Source organism: Flavobacterium channae, assembly GCF_021172165.1.
Taxonomy (GTDB): domain Bacteria; phylum Bacteroidota; class Bacteroidia; order Flavobacteriales; family Flavobacteriaceae; genus Flavobacterium; species Flavobacterium channae.
The window spans coordinates 2,652,946-2,669,799 of the sequence record NZ_CP089096.1 but is presented as its reverse complement, the minus strand read 5'-3'; the positions used below and the strand labels follow the sequence as shown (position 1 = coordinate 2,669,799).

Sequence of the window (16,854 nt, the reverse complement as noted above, 5' to 3'; positions counted from 1 at the left end):
ACCTTTGCACAAAATTTAGAGGAAATAAATTTTACTATTATTAGTATAAGTATATGAGAATAGCAAATCGCACAATTCAATTTTTGTTTTCGTTATCATTTTTGATTTTACCATTAGTGGCTTCTGCAAGCGGAGGACATTCAGAATCATCTGATAAAGAGTTTAGCGCTACAGAACTTATTAATTCACACATTGGAGATTCACACGAGTTTCATATAGCTGATTGGAATGGACACGCAATTTCATTGCCATTACCTATCATTCTTTGGACAGATAATGGATTAGAGATTTTTTCTGCTTCAGAATTTCACCATGACAATACAGGTCATCATGTAGCTAAAGATAGATTTGTTAGATATAATGAAGTGATTTTTTATGCTGATAAATTTGAAACTTTAAAAGAAGAAGATAAAAGCGCATTCAATTTTGAAGCTCGTCCTTTGAATTTTTCAATTACAAAGAATGTTTTCTCAATGCTGATGTCTGTGATTATTCTTTTAGTATTGTTTATTACTGTGGCTCGTTCTTATAAAAAGAACAGTATGGCTCCAAAAGGATTGGCTGGTTTCTTAGAGCCATTAGTAATTTTTGTTAGAGATGATATTGCTATTCCTAATATTGGAGAAAAGAAATATGGAAAATACATGCCATATTTATTGACTATCTTTTTCTTCATTTGGATTAACAATTTAATTGGTTTAATTCCTTTCTTCCCATTTAGTTCTAACTTAACTGGAAATATCTACTTTACATTTGTAATGGCATTTATTACATTTTTGATTACAACTTTAAGTGCAAACAAAGCATATTGGGGACACATTTTTGCACCACCAGTGCCAAAAGCGTTATATCCAATTATGTGGCCAGTTGAAATTATTGGAATGTTTACAAAACCTTTCGCATTGATGATTCGTTTATTTGCTAACATCACTGCGGGTCACATTATTATTTTGAGTTTAATTTCATTAATATATATATTCAAAACAGTTGCAATTGCTCCAGTTTCAGGTGCTTTTGTATTGTTTATGAGTGTTTTAGAAATGTTAGTTGCTGCTTTACAAGCGTATGTATTTACATTGTTATCAGCATTATTTATTGGTCAGGCTGTTGAAGAGCACGACCATCACTAAGATTGAGTTTTATTAATTATTAACTATATAAATATTTTATTATGGTATTAGCTGGAATCGGTGCTGGATTAGCTGTAATTGGAGCTGGAATCGGTATTGGAAAAATTGGTGGATCTGCTATGGACGCTATGGCAAGACAACCAGAAGTTGCTGGTAAAATTCAAACTGCAATGATTATTGCTGCTGCTCTTATCGAGGGTGTTGCTTTATTCGCTGTTGTAGTTGCATTAATTGCAAAGTAATTAAAACATAAACTTCTTACAGCGGTTGGCTGTAAGAAGTTTTATTACAAAACTAAATTAACAATATAGATATATGAACTTTACTTCACCAGAAAGCTTAGTATTTTGGACAACCTTAATTTTCGTTGTATTTTTTCTTTTAATGAGAAAATTTGCATGGAAACCTATTTTAGGAGCAGTTAAAGGTAGAGAAGACTCAATTAACAACGCCTTATTAGCAGCTGAAAATGCTAAGAAAGAAATGCAAAACTTGAAGTCGGATAATGAAAAATTATTAGCTGAAGCTAGAGCTGAAAGAGATTTAATGATTAAAGAAGCAAGAGAAATCAAAGAAAAAATGATTGCTGATGCTAAATCTGAAGCGCAAGCACAAGGCGAAAAAATGATTGAAGCAGCAAAAGCTTCTATCGAAAGTGAGAAAAATGCAGCTATGGCAGAATTGAAAAATCAAGTTTCTTCTTTGTCATTAGAAATTGCTGAGACATTATTAAAAGAAGAATTATCTAACAAAGAAGCTCAAACTAAATTGGTTGAGAAAATTTTAGGTGACGCTAAATTAAACTAATATCATGGCAGGAACTAGAGCAGCAATTCGATACGCTAAAGCTATTTTGGACATTGCCAAAGAAAATAATTCTGTTGATGCAGTAAATGCTGATATGACTTCTATTGCAAAAGCAATTAAGGAAAGTGCAGAATTAAAAGACTTTTTGCAAAGCCCAATTGTTAAGGGAGAAATTAAATTTTCTTCTTTAAATGAAATTTTTACTTCTGCTCAAAAAGAGACAAAAGGATTATTTCAATTGCTTTTAGCTAACAAAAGATTTGAATTATTAAACGATGTTGCTTTACAGTTCAATGCTTTATACGATGAACTTAATGGAATTGAAATAGCGAAAGTAACAACTGCTGTTCCAATGACTTCTGAGTTAGAAGCTAAAGTATTGGCAAAAATTGCATCGTTTTCAAATAAAAAAATTACCATTCAAAATATTGTAGATCCAGCTATCATTGGTGGATTTATTTTAAGAATGGGTGACAAACAATACAATGCATCTGTATCAAGCAGACTGCAAAATTTAAAAAGAGAGTTTAGTAATTAATATACCATTAAAGATATATCAAAATGGCGGAAATTAAACCTGCTGAAATTTCAGCAATATTAAAACAACAATTATCAGGTTTTGAATCTGGTGCATCGTTAGAAGAAGTTGGAACTGTACTTCAAGTTGGAGACGGTATCGCTCGTGTTTACGGATTGTCAAATGCTCAATATGGTGAGTTAGTACAATTCGAAAACGGATTAGAGGCTATCGTTTTGAACTTAGAAGAAGACAATGTTGGGGTAGTACTTTTAGGACCATCAACAGGAATCAAAGAAGGTTCTACAGTAAAAAGAACACAACGTATTGCTTCTCTTAAAGTAGGAGAACAAATGGTAGGTCGTGTTGTGGATACTTTAGGTAACCCAATCGACGGTAAAGGTCCAATTGGTGGTGAGTTATATGAGATGCCATTAGAAAGAAAAGCTCCTGGAGTTATCTTCCGTCAGCCAGTAACTGAACCATTACAAACAGGTGTTAAAGCAGTAGATGCTATGATTCCAGTTGGTCGTGGACAACGTGAGTTAGTTATTGGTGACCGTCAAACTGGTAAATCAACAGTTTGTATCGATACTATCTTAAATCAAAAAGAATTTTATGATGCAGGTCAACCAGTATTCTGTATCTATGTAGCTGTAGGTCAAAAAGCTTCAACTGTTGCTGCTTTAGCAAAAACATTAGAAGAAAAAGGAGCTATGGCATATACAATCATCGTAGCGGCTAATGCTTCAGATCCTGCTCCAATGCAAGTTTACGCTCCTATGGCGGGTGCTGCAATCGGAGAATATTTCAGAGATTCTGGTCGTCCAGCTTTAATTGTTTATGATGATTTATCTAAACAAGCAGTAGCTTACCGTGAGGTATCTTTATTATTAAGAAGACCACCAGGACGTGAGGCTTACCCTGGAGACGTTTTCTACTTACACTCTCGTTTATTAGAAAGAGCTTGTAAAGTTATTGCTAACGACGAAATCGCTAAAAACATGAACGATTTACCAGATTCTATCAAAGGTATCGTTAAAGGTGGTGGTTCGTTAACAGCGTTACCAATTATCGAAACACAAGCAGGTGACGTTTCTGCATATATCCCAACAAACGTAATTTCGATTACAGACGGACAGATCTTCTTAGATGGTGATTTATTCAACTCTGGAGTTCGTCCTGCTATCAACGTAGGTATTTCGGTATCTCGTGTTGGAGGTAATGCGCAAATCAAATCAATGAAAAAAGTAGCAGGTACATTAAAATTAGACCAAGCTCAATTCCGTGAATTAGAAGCTTTCGCGAAATTTGGTTCTGATTTAGATGCTGTAACTTTAAACGTTATCGAAAAAGGTAAGAGAAACGTAGAAATCTTAAAACAAGGTTTAAACTCTCCATTTAACGTAGAAAGTCAAGTTGCAATTATCTATGCAGGTTCTAAAAACTTGTTAAGAAATGTGCCAGTTGATAAAGTAAAAGAATTCGAAAAAGATTATTTAGAGTTCTTAAACGCGAAACATAGAGATACTTTAGATGCTTTAAAAGCAGGTAAATTTGATGACAAAATTACTGACGTTTTAGAAAACGTAGCTAAAGAAATTTCAGCAAAATATAATTAATTAGGTCAAAGGTTTGAGGTATTAGGTAAAAGAAATTTCTGTCCTAATACCTTTAACCCATAACCCAATACCAAATTAACAAAATGGCAAACTTAAAGGAAATACGTAATAGAATTACTTCTGTTTCATCTACGATGCAAATTACATCGGCGATGAAAATGGTTTCTGCTGCAAAATTAAAAAAGGCGCAAGATGCAATTACTGCTATGCGTCCATATGCAGAAAAACTTACTGAACTATTACAAAACTTAAGTGCAACTCTTGAAGGAGAAGTAGGAGGTGCTTTTACTGCTCAAAGAGAAGTTAAAAAAGTACTTATAGTTGCGATTACTTCAAACAGAGGTTTGTGTGGTGCGTTTAATACAAACGTTATCAAACAAGTAAAAGTTGTTGCTGATGCTTACCAAGGTAAACAAGTTGATGTTTTTGCTATTGGTAAAAAAGGAAATGATGTTTTACGTAAAACGCATAATGTAGTTGATGTTCAAAATGAAGTTTATGACAACTTAACTTTTGAAAATGCTGCTGCTATTGCACAACTATTAATGGATAAGTTTGTTGCAGGTGATTACGATAAAATCGAAATTATTTACAACGAATTTAAAAACGCGGCTACTCAAATTGTAAGAACACAACAGTTTTTACCTTTAGCTCCAATTGTTGGTGGTGAAGTAGTAGCTTCAGATTATATTTTTGAACCTTCAAAAGAAGAAATTGTGTTAACATTGATTCCAAAATCATTAAAAACACAATTATACAAGTCTATTAGAGATTCGTTTGCAGCAGAACACGGAGCGCGTATGACAGCAATGCATAAAGCAACTGATAATGCTACAGAATTAAGAAACCAATTAAAATTAACTTACAACAAAGCGCGTCAAGCAGCAATTACAGGAGAAATCTTGGAGATCGTTGGTGGAGCGGAAGCTTTGAATAACTAATTTTAATTCAGATATTAAAGAGAGTCCCGATTTATTTGGGACTTTTTTGTTTTATATTTGTGAGAATAATAAACAATTATTTTCTATAGTTGATTTTATATTTTATGAAAAAATTATTTCTCCTTATTATTTTAGTTTTTAATTTTTCATGCATGAAAGATACTTTCATTGTCAATCCTAGAAGTATTAAAGAAGCAAAAGAAAGAAATGCTTTTATTAAAGAGTTTATGGGTGATGATAATGTGATTTCTTTTGAAGGTAATGAATATTTGATAGATGAAGTTTATTTGACTTATGGAATTGACAGTAAAAAAGTTCATAAACAGGCTGTTTCTTTGATTTTTAAAACAATAAATACTAAAACAAGAAAAATTGATTGTCCTGATGATTATACCAAATTTGAAATAATTATTGACACAATAAAATATGATTTAGGAGAAAGAACTCAAAGTTTAGAAAGTACAATACCAACTAGTACTAGCGATTTTGTGTTAGTTTATTATGATAACAAGATTAAGAAGATTATTAATTTTAAAGAAAAGTAGAAAATATAATTATCATCAATAATCAAATATTGCAAAATCATATTTCCCACAAAGAAATTCTAAACAAAATCATATTTCATTTAACAAAACCTTTTTTACCTCATTTATTTTTATTGGTATATTTGTAAGAACAACAATTTTTACCAATGAAAAAATTCTCTTATTTCGTTCTGTTATTTTTATCCTTTTTTGGTCATTCGCAAAATCTTCTTTTAGAAGAAATCATGAAAGGAAATGAATTCATCGGACACCAACCCGAAAATCACCGTTGGTCTATTGATGGGCAAACTGTTTTATTCGATTGGAATCCAAACAACGAAATAGGAAATACTACTTATTTTTGGAACACTTCGTTACAATCACCACAAAAAGTAACAACTTCAAATCCTGTTTATGATTTGAATTTCATGGCATCTCAAAAAGATTACGATGTGGTGTATTATACCAATCAAGGTGTTTTGTATTCGTATACGAAATCGACTAAAAAGACCAAAAAAGTAATTCAGCAAGCAGACCGCATTAATGCAATTGAAAGAGGATTAAATTCGAATGTTATTTTCTTTCAACAAAATAGAAATGTGTATCAATTCAATACTAAAGATTTTTCGATTATTCAGTTAACCAATTTTAAACCTGGAAAAGAAGGTAAAGTATCAAAAGAAGAAGATTCGTTCTTAAAAAGTCAACAAGACGAATTGTTTCAATTTGTTCGTGATTATGAAGCCTCTTCAAATTGGTATCAAGCGAAATCTAAAAACAAAAGAGAGAAATTCCCAAAAGAAATCTTCTACGATAAATCATCATTAGAACAAGTAAAAGTGTCGCCTGATGGTAAATTTGTTACTTTTAGACTTTCCGATTATCCAAACCAAACATCAACTAATGTTGAGCATTTTATCACTTCTGATGGTTTTACCGAAAGTAAAAAAGCAAGAGCAAAAGTTTCTACGGATGGTTTTAGTAAACATAAATTCGGAATTTTCAATGTTGAAAAAGATACTACGTATTATGTTTCATTTTCGAATTTATCTGGAATCAAAGACAAACCAAAATACTTTCAAGAATACGATAACCTTAAAGATATTTCAGACTATGAAACAGGAATTGTAATGATGAGTCCGGTTTATAGCAAAGACGGAAAAAATGCCGTTTTAGAAATCAGAAGTCAAGACAATAAACACCGATGGATTGTACAATTGGATTTGGTTTCAGGTAAAATCTCAGAATTGGATCATCAACACGATGAAGCTTGGATTGCTGGTCCTGGAATCCCAAATTATAGTTTTGGTGGCGGAACTTTAGACTTTATTGATAATGCTACTATTTACTTTCAATCAGAAGCAACTGGTTTTTCACATTTGTATACCTACAATTTAAAAACTAAGAAAAAAGAGCAGTTAACAAAAGGAAATTGGGAAGTTCGTGAAGTAAAATTATCTAATGATGCCAAATCATTTTATATCACAACCACGACAACACATCCGGGTAATAGAAGTTTTTATAAATTGGATATCGCTTCTAAAAAAATGACTGGAATTTTAACCAAAGATGGCAACTACGAAGTAGAAGTGTCTCCTGATGAAAAAACACTTTTGGTGCGCTATTCGTATAAAAATAAACCTTGGGAATTGTATGTTGGAGCAAATAAACCAAATTCGGATTTGAAACAAATTACGTTTTCAACTTCTTCAGAATTTAAAAAATACAATTGGAAAACTCCAGAAGTTATTTCGTTTAAAGCGGAAGATGGAACTTATGTTTATGCTCGTTTGTACCAACCTAAGACGGAAAACAAGAACAAAGCAGCTGTGATTTTTGTTCATGGCGCTGGTTATTTGCAAAATGCACACAATTATTGGAGCACGTATCACAGAGAATATATGTTTCACAACCTTTTGTCTGATTTAGGTTACACAGTTTTAGATATTGATTATAGAGCAAGTGATGGTTATGGTCGTGATTTCAGAACAGGAATTTACCGTCACATGGGCGGAAAAGATTTATCGGATCAATTGGATGGTAAGAAATATTTGGTTCAAAATTTAGGAATCGATGCGAATAGAGTTGGAATTTATGGTGGTTCTTACGGAGGTTTTATTACGTTAATGGCATTGTTAACGAAACCTGGAGAATTCAAAGCGGGAGCTGCATTGCGTTCTGTTACCGATTGGGCGCATTACAACCAAGGATATACGTCTAACATTTTGAACTTCCCAGAAACTGATCCTGAAGCTTACAAGAAAAGCTCACCAATTTATTTTGCTAATAATTTACAAGACAGATTGTTGATGTTACACGGAATGGTTGATGATAATGTACAATTTCAGGATATTGTTCGTTTAACACAACGTTTTATCGAATTAGGTAAAAAAGATTGGGATTTAGCAGTTTTCCCTGTTGAAGCACACGGTTTTACCGAAACGTATTCTTGGGTTGATGAATACCGAAGAATTTTAAATTTATTCAACGAAAATCTATTAGAAAAGTAAAATGCACGAGTTAGTAGAGTTGGTTTCAAAAGAACAAATGTTAGCGCAATTGCCCATTATTCAGCAATTGTATCCCGATTATACGTTCGAAATTTATGGCAATTTGCTTGATAAAATGATTCCGCACAATTACAAACAATTAATTGTGGTGGAAAACAATACAACAGTTGGTTTGGCCGGTTTTTGGATTGGAACAAAACTTTGGAGCGGCAAATATTTAGAACTAGATAACGTTGTGGTACATAACGATTTTCGTTCAAAAGGAATTGGAAGTATTATGACCGAATATCTTAATCAAAAAGCAATTGATGAAAATTGTAATATGATTGTTTTAGATGCTTATACAACCAACTTTGGAGCACAAAAATTCTACATGAATCATGGATTTGTGCCCAAAGGGTTTCATTTTGTAAAATATTTAAAATAGAAAATATGAAAAAGATATTGCCATTATTGTTGATGATGATTATTTCAAGTTGTTCTTGTCAAGAAAAAATTGTTAATGAATCTAGAGTTTCAGCCTTTTACCAAGGTTGGACTGCTGGTGTACGCGGTGGCGGAAGCGGTATTAATTTTAATTTAGAATTAAAAAAAGAATTGCCTTCAAACGTTCAATTAAAAAAACTTGTTTTTAAAGGATATGAAGTGCCGTTCGACAAGCAAGATGATTTGCATTTTATGGCAATGATTAAAACAGAAGCCAACCAACAAAAATTTGAAGGAGACAATTCACAATCCTACTCAAGCCCGAAAAGCAGCATAAAAACGAAAGACAACGAAGCAATTTTGATTTTTACAAAAGACGGAAAAGAATACCAGCAAAAAATTACCAATGTTGTTGAAAAACCAGCTTTAGAATATCCTTCTGCAAAACCAAAGTTTTAATTACATTTGTTATTCTAAAACCAATCAGAATTGAGTCTCTACAAAAGTCTTTTTAAGCAAACGGCAATCTATGGCATAGCAACGGTTTTGCCTAGAATTATGAGTTTTATTCTAAATCCAATTTTAGTTTATTATCTTACAGATAAGCAAAAAATGGGTGAGGTTTCTGTTATTTTTTCTTATTTGGTTTTCTTCAATGTACTTTTATCTTACGGAATGGAAACTGCTTTTTTTCGTTTTTACAGCAAAGAAGAAGATAAAAGTAAAGTGATTTCAACATCAACCATTTCACTTTTTTGGTCAACAATAGGATTTTTGGCTTTGTTTCTTTTGTTTAGAAAAGATTTGGCAGATTGGTCAGAAATCAACGTGCAATATGTTGTTTTTACCATTTGGATTTTGGCATTAGATGCATTAGCAATTATTCCGTTTTCAAAAATTAGAGCCGAAGGTCGTCCAATAAAATATGCAATAATTAAGATTTCAAATGTTTTAATCTATTTGCTGTTGAATGTTTTTTTCTTGATTTATTTACCAGACATCGCAAATGAATCTTCAAATCCAATTATTCAAACCATCTATCACGATGACTTTCAAATAGGCTATATTTTTGTTTCGAATTTAATTGCAAGTTTGGTTACATTGTTATTTGTTTTACCCGATTATTTCAAAATCAAATGGCAATTCGATACTGATTTGTGGAAGAAAATGATGCAATATGGTTTGCCAATTTTAGTTGCTGGAATTGCTTTTGCAATCAACGAACATTTCGATAAAATCTTATTGGATTGGATGCAAGTAGATATGGCAGATATCGGTGCCTATTCGGCTTGTTATAAAATTGGAATGTTTATGGTGTTGTTCCGAACAGCTTATACTTTAGGAATTGAACCGTTTTTCTTTAGTCATGCTAAAAATGAAAATGCACCTCAAACCTATGCAACTATTACCAAATATTTTGTCATTTTAGGTTCGTTCATTTGTTTAGGAGTTATTGTTTTTGCCGATATTTTAAAATTGATTTTGGTGCCAAAAGCTATTTATTGGGATGCTATGAATGTAGTGCCATTAATTGTTTTAGCGAATTTCTTTTTAGGGATTTATACGAATTTGTCAGTTTGGTACAAATTAATTGATAAAACAAGAATTGGAGCCTATATTTCCATTGTTGGAGCATTAGTAACTTTAGTTCTAAACTTAATTTTAATTCCAATGATAAGTTACATGGGTTCGGCTATTGCGACGATTTTTGCATACGGAACCATGATGTTGATTTCGTATTACATGGGACAAAAGAAATATCCAATTCCTTACGATAAAAAATCAATATTTACCTATTTAGGATTAGCAATTGTGCTTTCCGGAATTTCGTTTTATGTGCCAATTTTACGTGAAACTTATGTATTCGGAATTGCATCAATATTGTTTTTTGCGTACTTTGTGTACCGAAATGAAAAAGAAACCATTTTAACGATTATCAGAAGAAAATAATATGCAAATTAAAATCATTAATAAATCCAATCACGAGTTACCGAACTACGAAACTATTGCTTCGGCTGGAATGGATTTACGTGCCAATATCTCAGAACCGATTACCTTAAAATCATTAGAAAGAACGATTGTAAAAACTGGACTTTTTATTGAATTACCAATAGGATTCGAAGCTCAAGTTCGTCCTAGAAGCGGACTAGCAGCTAAAAAAGGAATCACCGTTTTAAATTCGCCAGGAACAGTAGATGCTGATTATCGCGGTGAAATAGGAGTTATTTTAGTAAATTTATCTAATGAAGATTTCGTAATCGAAAATGGAGAACGCATCGCCCAATTAATCATTGCCAAACACGAAAGAGCGGAATGGATTGAAGTAACCGAATTATCAGAAACTTCACGAGGAGAGGGCGGTTTTGGTAGTACGGGAGTAAAATAAGTGTTCAGAAAAAACATCAAAAATATAATCTTAGCGAGCTTTGCGAAAAACCTTTGCGAGCTTTGCGTTTAAAATATAAAACATGAAAATAATAGTACCTATGGCAGGTCGTGGTTCACGTCTGCGTCCACATACATTAACTGTTCCAAAACCATTAATTCCGGTTGCAGGAAAACCTATCGTTCACAGATTGGTAGAAGATATTGCTGGTGTTTTAAATCAGAAAATAGACGAAGTTGCGTTTATTATTCATGAGAGTTTTGGTAAAAAAGTAGAAGAAGATTTAATTGCTATTGCACAAAAATTAGGCGCAAAAGGAACTATTTATTATCAAAATGAAGCTTTAGGAACAGGTCATGCCATTATGTGCGCAAAGGATTCTTTATCTGGACCAGCAGTTATTGCTTATGCTGATACGTTAATTCGTGCCGATTTTGATTTGGATACAACTGCTGATAGCGTTATTTGGGTAAAACAAGTTGACCAGCCAGAAGCTTTTGGAGTAGTAAACTTAAATGCTAATGGTGAAATCATAGAATTGGTTGAAAAGCCAAAAGAGTTTGTCTCTGATTTAGCAGTTATCGGAATTTATTATTTCAAAGACATTGCGGTGTTGAAAAACGAATTGCAATCGGTGTTAGACAATAACATTATTCACGGTGGTGAATACCAAATTAACGATGGTATTAAACAAATGATGGCAAAAGGCATGAAATTTGTACCAGGAAAAGTAGATGAATGGATGGATTGTGGAAATAAGAACGTTACCGTAGAAACGAACACAAGAATGTTAGGCTTTTTACACAACGATGGAGAAAATTTAGTAGCTTCTGATGTAAGATTGGACAATGCTACAATTATTCCACCTTGTTCAATTGCTGAAGATGTGGTGTTGATTAATGCAACTGTTGGGCCAAATGTATCTTTAGGAAAAGGTTGTCACGTTATTAATTCAACGATTAAAAACAGTTTGATTCAAACACACGCTCATATTAAAAATGCCAATTTAGATAATGCGATGATAGGAAATCACGTGAATTTTGATGGTAATTTTACAAGTATTAGTATTGGAGATTATTCGGTTTTAGAATAAATGATTAGAAAAAAACACATAGCTTTTTTGGCGTTCCTGCTTTTTAGTTTTGGGAATCAATTGTTAGCGCAAGAAAATCCCGATTCAATTGCATTGGTAGACGATCAATTAGAAAATAATTTTTACGAAGCGGTAAAACAACGTGGCATTGAAAATTATGATAAAGCTATTGTGGCAATTCAAAAGTGTATTGAAAAAGAACCGAAAAATGCAGCTTTTCAATATGAATTAGGAAAAAATTATTTGAGCCAAAAAAACTATGTCGATGCGGAAAATGCTTTTAAGAAAGCAGTAGAGTTAGATAACAAGCAACGTTGGTATTGGAACGGTTTGTACGACGTTTATTACCAAACTAAAGATTATCAAAAATCTATTCCAGTTGTAGAAAAATTGATTGAGTTTGACGAAAACATGAAAGAAGATTTGGTTTCGTTATATATGAATACCAATCAACATGGTAAAGCTTTCGAGTTGTTGAAGAATATGGAAGCCAAATCTAAGCTGTCGAGCACAATGGAGTTTTATAAACTCAAGTTACAAGAAACAAATGCATATTCAAAACCTCAAAAAGAACAATTGGAAGAAGCGATTCGTAAAAATCCAAAAGTTGAACAAAACTATATCGATTTGATTGTTTTATACACTAGTTTCAATCAGGAGGACAAAGCGTTTGAAGTCGCAAAACTATTGGAAAAAGAAATTCCAAATTCCGATTGGGCTCACGTAAGTTTAGTAAAATTCCATTTGAACAATAACGATGGAACAAATGCTTCCAAGTCGATGTTTAAAATCTTAGAAAACGATCGAATGGATTTAAAAATCAAGCATCGTGTATTTAATGAATTTTTGATTTTTGCAGTTAAAAATCCTGACTACTTAATAGATATTGATAGAGCTATTCCATATTTTGATAATGACAATCAAATAAATGTAGCTAAAGAAGTAGCTAAATTTTTCTGGAAAAAAGACAATTTAGATAAAGCATCATATTACTTTGAAAAAGGAATTAAGAAAAGTCCAGAAGATATTGAAGCAATGGAATTGTATTTAGAAGTTTTGGTTCAAAAGCAAGATTTTAAATTACTTTCTAAAAAAGCGGAAGAATTTTTAGAATCATTTCCTACTCAAGTTGGTTTTTATTTTTATGCAGGTTATGGTTACAATCAATTGAAAGAATATAAAAAAGCTAAAGACATTTTAGAAAATGGCTTAGATTTTGTTGTTGAATTCAATCCAAAAGAATCTGGTGTTTACAACAATCGTTTCAATGTTAATTTTTACAAACAGTTAATCATAAGTTGCGAAAATTTGAATGATAATGCCAAAAAACAAGTGTACACAAACAAATTAAAGCAATTACAAAAATAAATGAAATCAATTATCGCTACATTTTTATTACTCGTATTGGTTGGTTGTAAAACCCAGCAAAATGTTGCTACAGCAGCAGCAAGTGATAATACCGAAGTCGTAAAAATAATAAACGGACACTATCAAAATCAACACGATTTTAGTACTTTAAATATAAGAGCAAATGCGCGATACGAAGACGAAAAACAATCACATTCTATGAATGCTGATATTCGCATTAAGAAAGATGAAATCATTTGGATTAACATTAAGTTTTTAGGTATTCCAATGGCTAAAGCGTTAATTACTCCAACAAAAGTGAGCTATTACGAAAAAATAAATAACACTTATTTTGAAGGTGATTTTAGTTTGTTGAGCAATTGGTTAGGAACCGATTTGGATTTTAATAAAGTGCAAAATTTGTTTTTAGGAAAAGCTATTGATGATTTAACTAAAGACAAATGGATTTCTGAAATAAACGAAAAATTGTACAAGTTAACTTTACCAAAAGATACTGATGTTAAAAAGGAATTCTACTTTGAAGCAGCAAATTATCTTTTGAAAAAAGAAACCATTAATCAAGAAAGTCAAGGAAGAAGTTTGGAGATTAAATATCCATCTTACAAAGAAGATAAAAAGATGTTTTTGCCAAATGAAATTAATATTAAAGTGGAGCAAAAAGATAAAGTAACTATTGATATTGAATATAAAAACACAACATTTAACGAAAATTTGAGTTATCCTTTTTCAATACCTAGTGGTTATACGGCTGTTGAAATCAATTAATATTTTATTTAAGTAAAAAAACTACCTTTGTAAAAATCTAAATTGCATGAACCATTTTTTCAAAATTCTATTTTTCTTTTTATTCACAACAATGTGTTTTGCACAATCTTCTGAACAACAAAAGTTAGAAGAACGCAAGGCGCAAATCCTGAAAGAGATTTCGGAAAGTAAATCAAGATTAGAAGCAGAAAAGAAAAGAGAAAAATCGGTTTTAGGTCAAATTAGTCAGCAAAAGCAGTTAATTCAATTAAGACAAAAATTACTAAATACAACCGCAAAACAAACAAGAGTTTTAAGTGATGAGATTTATCTAACACAGTTAGAAATGAATAAATTGAATCGTGAACTTAAAGTGCTTAAGGAAGATTACGAAAAGATGATTGTAAAATCATACAAAAGTAGAAATGAGCAAAGTAGAATTATGTTTATTTTATCTTCCGAAAATTTCCTTCAAGCTTACAAACGAATTCAGTATATGAAACAATATGCCGGATTTAGAAAAATGCAAGGTGAAGAAATTAAAGAAAAGCAGTTAAAATTAGCACAAGCAGAAAAGCGTTTATCGGAAAGTAAAAAAGAAAAAGAGATCGTTTTACAACAAACCGAAAAAGAAAAGCAAGAGCTAGAAAAAGAAAAGCAAGAACAAGAGCGCTTAGTAAAAGTTATCCAAAAAGATAAAAAGAAATACGCTGCTGAAATAGACAAAAAACAAAAAGAAGCAAAAGCAATTGATGCAAAAATTAAAAAGATTATTGCTGATGAAATTGCTGCCGCTAATAAAAGAAATGCTGCTAAATCAGGAACAACAGTTCCAAAATCAGGGACAACTGCTGCTTCTAAATTTGTTTTAACTGCTGAAGGAAAAGTTGCTTCAGATAATTTTAAAGCGAACAAAGGAAAATTACCTTGGCCAGTAGCAAAAGGATATGTTTCATTAAAGCATGGAGATCAACCACATCCGGTTCATAAAAATTTAACTATTCATAATAGTGGTGTTGAAATTTCTACAGAACCTGGTTCTTCTGCAAGAGCTGTTTTTGGTGGAGAAGTTTTACAAGTACAAGTAATTTCTGCTAATAATAAAGCCGTTTATATTCAGCATGGAGACTTTATTACAGTTTATCTAAATTTAGAATCGGTAAGCGTAAGCAAAGGTCAAAAAGTAAGTATAAAACAGAATATTGGTAAAATTCATACTGATTCTTCTGGAAAAGCAGTAATTAAATTTTTAGTACTACAAAATACAACAACTTTAAACCCAGAAACTTGGTTGAGTATGTAATATAGAATGAGGTCAAAACGGCCTCATTTTTTTTGAATTCTTTTTACCTTTATCATATAAATTAATTACATGAATTTAGCCGACATCAAAATCCTTCATATCGATAGCAATCATCCTTTACTTTGGGAACAATTAGAACAAGCTGGTTTTAGTAACCAAGCCGATTTTACTTCCACAAAACAAGAAGTAGAAGATAAGATTGAGAATTATCACGGAATAGTAATCAGAAGTCGTTTTAAAATTGACAAGACGTTTTTAGACAAAGCAACTAATTTGCAATTTATTGCTCGCGTTGGTGCCGGATTAGAAAGTATCGATTGTGATTATGCAATCGAAAAAGGCGTGCATTTAATTGCTGCTCCAGAAGGAAATGCAAATGCAGTTGGGGAACATGCACTCGGAATGTTATTGTCGCTTTTTAATAATTTAAACAAAGCAAACAACGAAGTAAAATCGGGACAATGGAAACGAGAAGCCAATCGTGGACATGAATTAGAAGGGAAAACGGTTGGAATCATTGGTTATGGAAACATGGGTAAATCATTCGCTAAGAAACTTCGCGGATTTGATGTAACGGTTTTGTGTCACGATATTTTACCCAATATGGGCGATAGTAATGCAGATCAAGTTTCATTATCAGAACTTCAAGAAACAGCAGATGTGTTGAGTTTGCATACGCCTTGGACACTAGAAACGGATAAAATGATAAATGCTGACTTTATTAATAAATTCAAAAAATCATTTTGGTTTATCAATACCGCAAGAGGAAATTCAGTAGTAACAGCTGATTTAGTTGAAGCATTACAATCGGGTAAAATATTAGGCGCTGGTTTAGATGTTTTGGAATACGAAAAACTATCTTTTGAAACTTTGTTTGAAGGAGAAAAACCTGCTGCTTTTGAATATCTTTTGCAGGCTGAAAATGTGTTATTAACGCCTCATATTGCTGGTTGGACATTTGAAAGTCATCAAAAACTAGCGCAAACTATTGTAGATAAGATTTGTAAGATTTATAAATAAAGATTGTAACATTTATTTTGGTTGTCGACTAATAAAGAAAATATTTTTATATTAGCATTTTATGGCGAAATCCGAAAAGCCTTACGAGTAGGAGACAACTAAAACAATCAATTTTACAATGGAATCACAAAAAGTAGACATGTTCATGATGACAAACGCTAAATTCTTTGAAGGTCATCAATTGAATGCGATCAGAGAGCGTTTATTAAAAATGGATGATGAAAAATGGCCGATGGTACAAACTATTCAGTTTAAAGATCCAACAACAGCTTTACTTTTATCAATTTTTGCAGGTTCATTAGGTATTGATCGTTTTTATATTGGCGATACTGGAATGGGAGTTGGAAAATTACTTACTTGTGGTGGTTTACACGTTTGGACAATCGTAGATTGGTTTTTAATTCAAGGTGCTACCAAAGAGAAAAACATGGAATTATTCAACAGAACTTTTATGTTCTAAATA

The 16,854-nt window shown here is 32.0% G+C and carries 18 protein-coding genes; all 18 read left to right on the top strand.

The window, feature by feature from the left end; all coding sequences use genetic code 11:
* Nucleotides 1-53: 53 nt before the first annotated feature.
* Nucleotides 54-1,130: a F0F1 ATP synthase subunit A gene (gene atpB / locus LOS89_RS12410; protein ID WP_231835556.1), complete on the top strand. Its 1,077-nt coding sequence runs from the start codon at nt 54-56 to the stop codon at nt 1,128-1,130.
* Between the two features lie 41 nt (nt 1,131-1,171).
* Nucleotides 1,172-1,372, top strand: a complete 201-nt coding sequence (atpE, locus tag LOS89_RS12405; RefSeq protein ID WP_026717725.1) for an ATP synthase F0 subunit C — start codon at nt 1,172-1,174, stop codon at nt 1,370-1,372.
* A gap of 73 nt (nt 1,373-1,445) precedes the next feature.
* Entirely contained in the window at nt 1,446-1,937 is a 492-nt protein-coding gene (locus LOS89_RS12400; protein ID WP_231835555.1) for a F0F1 ATP synthase subunit B, read from the top strand.
* Nucleotides 1,938-1,941: 4 nt separating this feature from the next.
* On the top strand, nt 1,942-2,475 hold the full coding sequence (gene atpH / locus LOS89_RS12395; protein ID WP_231835554.1) for an ATP synthase F1 subunit delta: 534 nt from the start codon (nt 1,942-1,944) through the stop codon (nt 2,473-2,475).
* Nucleotides 2,476-2,498: 23 nt separating this feature from the next.
* Nucleotides 2,499-4,076: a F0F1 ATP synthase subunit alpha gene (gene atpA / locus LOS89_RS12390; protein ID WP_231835553.1), complete on the top strand. Its 1,578-nt coding sequence runs from the start codon at nt 2,499-2,501 to the stop codon at nt 4,074-4,076.
* Nucleotides 4,077-4,159: 83 nt separating this feature from the next.
* Complete coding sequence (gene atpG, locus LOS89_RS12385; protein WP_231835552.1) at nt 4,160-5,017, top strand: ATP synthase F1 subunit gamma; 858 nt, start codon at nt 4,160-4,162, stop codon at nt 5,015-5,017.
* A gap of 152 nt (nt 5,018-5,169) precedes the next feature.
* Nucleotides 5,170-5,562: a hypothetical protein gene (locus LOS89_RS12380; protein ID WP_231835551.1), complete on the top strand. Its 393-nt coding sequence runs from the start codon at nt 5,170-5,172 to the stop codon at nt 5,560-5,562.
* A gap of 146 nt (nt 5,563-5,708) precedes the next feature.
* Nucleotides 5,709-8,051, top strand: a complete 2,343-nt coding sequence (locus LOS89_RS12375; RefSeq protein WP_231835550.1) for a S9 family peptidase — start codon at nt 5,709-5,711, stop codon at nt 8,049-8,051.
* A 1-nt stretch (nt 8,052) separates the two neighbouring features.
* Complete coding sequence (locus tag LOS89_RS12370; RefSeq protein WP_231835549.1) at nt 8,053-8,478, top strand: GNAT family N-acetyltransferase; 426 nt, start codon at nt 8,053-8,055, stop codon at nt 8,476-8,478.
* A gap of 5 nt (nt 8,479-8,483) precedes the next feature.
* The gene (locus tag LOS89_RS12365; protein ID WP_231835548.1) at nt 8,484-8,936 is read left to right on the top strand and encodes a hypothetical protein; all 453 of its coding nucleotides are present in this window, start codon (nt 8,484-8,486) and stop codon (nt 8,934-8,936) included.
* Nucleotides 8,937-8,966: 30 nt separating this feature from the next.
* On the top strand, nt 8,967-10,427 hold the full coding sequence (locus LOS89_RS12360; RefSeq protein WP_231835547.1) for a lipopolysaccharide biosynthesis protein: 1,461 nt from the start codon (nt 8,967-8,969) through the stop codon (nt 10,425-10,427).
* 1 nt (nt 10,428) lies between these two features.
* On the top strand, nt 10,429-10,863 hold the full coding sequence (dut, locus tag LOS89_RS12355) for a dUTP diphosphatase (protein WP_231835546.1): 435 nt from the start codon (nt 10,429-10,431) through the stop codon (nt 10,861-10,863).
* A gap of 82 nt (nt 10,864-10,945) precedes the next feature.
* On the top strand, nt 10,946-11,956 hold the full coding sequence (locus tag LOS89_RS12350; protein WP_231835545.1) for a sugar phosphate nucleotidyltransferase: 1,011 nt from the start codon (nt 10,946-10,948) through the stop codon (nt 11,954-11,956).
* A complete protein-coding gene (locus tag LOS89_RS12345) occupies nt 11,957-13,324 on the top strand; it encodes a tetratricopeptide repeat protein (RefSeq protein ID WP_231835544.1) in 1,368 nt (455 codons plus the stop codon).
* Nucleotides 13,325-14,089 carry a lipoprotein insertase outer membrane protein LolB1 gene (gene lolB1, locus LOS89_RS12340; protein WP_231835543.1) on the top strand — a complete coding sequence of 255 codons (765 nt, stop codon included), beginning with the start codon at nt 13,325-13,327 and terminating at the stop codon, nt 14,087-14,089.
* Nucleotides 14,090-14,135: 46 nt separating this feature from the next.
* Nucleotides 14,136-15,371, top strand: coding sequence for a murein hydrolase activator EnvC family protein (locus LOS89_RS12335; protein ID WP_231835542.1), 1,236 nt, complete (start codon nt 14,136-14,138; stop codon nt 15,369-15,371).
* A 69-nt stretch (nt 15,372-15,440) separates the two neighbouring features.
* Nucleotides 15,441-16,391, top strand: a complete 951-nt coding sequence (locus LOS89_RS12330; RefSeq protein WP_231835541.1) for a 2-hydroxyacid dehydrogenase — start codon at nt 15,441-15,443, stop codon at nt 16,389-16,391.
* A gap of 118 nt (nt 16,392-16,509) precedes the next feature.
* The gene (locus tag LOS89_RS12325) at nt 16,510-16,851 is read left to right on the top strand and encodes a TM2 domain-containing protein (RefSeq protein WP_231835540.1); all 342 of its coding nucleotides are present in this window, start codon (nt 16,510-16,512) and stop codon (nt 16,849-16,851) included.
* Nucleotides 16,852-16,854: the final 3 nt, after the last annotated feature.

Coding starts and splice junctions, on each gene's coding strand:
- LOS89_RS12325 (WP_231835540.1), top strand. CDS start 16,510: ATGGAATCACAAAAAGTAGACATGTTCATGATGACAAACGCTAAATTC.
- LOS89_RS12365 (WP_231835548.1), top strand. CDS start 8,484: ATGAAAAAGATATTGCCATTATTGTTGATGATGATTATTTCAAGTTGT.
- LOS89_RS12370 (WP_231835549.1), top strand. CDS start 8,053: ATGCACGAGTTAGTAGAGTTGGTTTCAAAAGAACAAATGTTAGCGCAA.
- LOS89_RS12380 (WP_231835551.1), top strand. CDS start 5,170: ATGAAAGATACTTTCATTGTCAATCCTAGAAGTATTAAAGAAGCAAAA.
- atpB (WP_231835556.1), top strand. CDS start 54: ATGAGAATAGCAAATCGCACAATTCAATTTTTGTTTTCGTTATCATTT.
- lolB1 (WP_231835543.1), top strand. CDS start 13,325: ATGAAATCAATTATCGCTACATTTTTATTACTCGTATTGGTTGGTTGT.
- LOS89_RS12330 (WP_231835541.1), top strand. CDS start 15,441: ATGAATTTAGCCGACATCAAAATCCTTCATATCGATAGCAATCATCCT.
- atpE (WP_026717725.1), top strand. CDS start 1,172: ATGGTATTAGCTGGAATCGGTGCTGGATTAGCTGTAATTGGAGCTGGA.
- LOS89_RS12345 (WP_231835544.1), top strand. CDS start 11,957: ATGATTAGAAAAAAACACATAGCTTTTTTGGCGTTCCTGCTTTTTAGT.
- LOS89_RS12350 (WP_231835545.1), top strand. CDS start 10,946: ATGAAAATAATAGTACCTATGGCAGGTCGTGGTTCACGTCTGCGTCCA.
- atpA (WP_231835553.1), top strand. CDS start 2,499: ATGGCGGAAATTAAACCTGCTGAAATTTCAGCAATATTAAAACAACAA.
- atpH (WP_231835554.1), top strand. CDS start 1,942: ATGGCAGGAACTAGAGCAGCAATTCGATACGCTAAAGCTATTTTGGAC.
- LOS89_RS12335 (WP_231835542.1), top strand. CDS start 14,136: ATGAACCATTTTTTCAAAATTCTATTTTTCTTTTTATTCACAACAATG.
- atpG (WP_231835552.1), top strand. CDS start 4,160: ATGGCAAACTTAAAGGAAATACGTAATAGAATTACTTCTGTTTCATCT.
- LOS89_RS12375 (WP_231835550.1), top strand. CDS start 5,709: ATGAAAAAATTCTCTTATTTCGTTCTGTTATTTTTATCCTTTTTTGGT.
- dut (WP_231835546.1), top strand. CDS start 10,429: ATGCAAATTAAAATCATTAATAAATCCAATCACGAGTTACCGAACTAC.
- LOS89_RS12400 (WP_231835555.1), top strand. CDS start 1,446: ATGAACTTTACTTCACCAGAAAGCTTAGTATTTTGGACAACCTTAATT.